Source organism: Chryseomicrobium aureum, from assembly GCF_016909155.1.
Taxonomy (GTDB): Bacteria; Bacillota; Bacilli; order Bacillales_A; family Planococcaceae; genus Chryseomicrobium; species Chryseomicrobium aureum.
In genome coordinates this window covers 1-1,589 of sequence record NZ_JAFBFG010000036.1, presented here as the reverse complement: position 1 = coordinate 1,589, position 1,589 = coordinate 1, and the positions used below count along the sequence as shown (strand labels likewise).

General features: G+C 52.9%; 1 rRNA gene. It reads right to left on the bottom strand.

What is annotated here, in order from left to right:
• Positions 1–1,571, bottom strand: a 23S ribosomal RNA gene (locus JOD03_RS13685); the annotation flags it as partial.
• Positions 1,572–1,589 lie beyond the last annotated feature (18 nt).

Here is a 1,589-nt window from a genome sequence, read left to right as displayed (position 1 = left end):
TCACAGCCTGGTGTTATAGATGCGGGATTTGCCTCACATCACACCTCACTGCTTGAACGTGCACATCCAACGGCACGCTTCCCTATCCTACTGCGTCCCCCCATCACTCAAATGGCGGGGAGGTGGTACAGGAATATCAACCTGTTGTCCATCGTCTACGCCTATCGGCCTCGACTTAGGTCCCGACTGACCCTGAGCGGACGAGCCTTCCTCAGGAAACCTTGGTCATACGGTGGATGGGATTCTCACCCATCTTTCGCTACTCATACCGGCATTCTCACTTCTAAGCGCTCCACCTGTCCTTCCGGTCAGACTTCGACGCCCTTAGAACGCTCTCCTACCACGCATACCCTAGGTATGCATCCACAGCTTCGGTGAACCGTTTAGCCCCGATACATTTTCGGCGCAGCGTCACTCGACCAGTGAGCTATTACGCACTCTTTAAATGATGGCTGCTTCTAAGCCAACATCCTGGTTGTCTAAGCAACGCCACATCCTTTTCCACTTAACGGTTACTTGGGGACCTTAGCTGGTGGTCTGGGCTGTTTCCCTCTTGACTACGGATCTTATCACTCGCAGTCTGACTCCCAGATACAAATCATCGGCATTCGGAGTTTGTCTGAATTCGGTAACCCGGGATGGGCCCCTAGTCCAAACAGTGCTCTACCTCCGAGATTCTTCATCTGAGGCTAGCCCTAAAGCTATTTCGGAGAGAACCAGCTATCTCCAGGTTCGATTGGAATTTCTCCGCTACCCACACCTCATCCCCGCACTTTTCAACGTGCGTGGGTTCGGACCTCCAGTGAGTGTTACCTCACCTTCATCCTGGACATGGGTAGATCACCTGGTTTCGGGTCTACGACCCCATACTCATTCGCCCTGTTCAGACTCGCTTTCGCTGCGGCTCCGTCTCCTCGACTTAACCTTGCATGGAATCGTAACTCGCCGGTTCATTCTACAAAAGGCACGCTATCACCCATTAACGGGCTCTAACTACTTGTAGGCACACGGTTTCAGGATCTCTTTCACTCCCCTTCCGGGGTGCTTTTCACCTTTCCCTCACGGTACTGGTTCACTATCGGTCACTAGGGAGTATTTAGCCTTGGGAGATGGTCCTCCCGGATTCCGACGGAATTTCACGTGTTCCGCCGTACTCAGGATCCACTCTGGAGGGCAATGGGTTTGGACTACAGGACTCTTACCTCGTGTCGTGGGCCTTTCCAGACCGCTTCGTCTACCCCTTGCCTTTGTAACTCCGTATAGAGTGTCCTACAACCCCAAGAGGCAAGCCTCTTGGTTTGGGCTCTTCCCGTTTCGCTCGCCGCTACTCAGGGAATCGATTTTTCTTTCTCTTCCTCCAGGTACTTAGATGTTTCAGTTCCCTGGGTCTGCCTCCGACCAGCTATGTATTCACTGGAAGGTAACACGCCATTACGCGTGCTGGGTTTCCCCATTCGGAAATCTCCGGATCAAAGCTCACTTACAGCTCCCCGAAGCATATCGGTGTTAGTGCCGTCCTTCATAGGCTCCTAGTGCCAAGGCATCCACCGTGCGCCCTTCCTAACTTAACCTAAGTTAGTGCTCTCCAT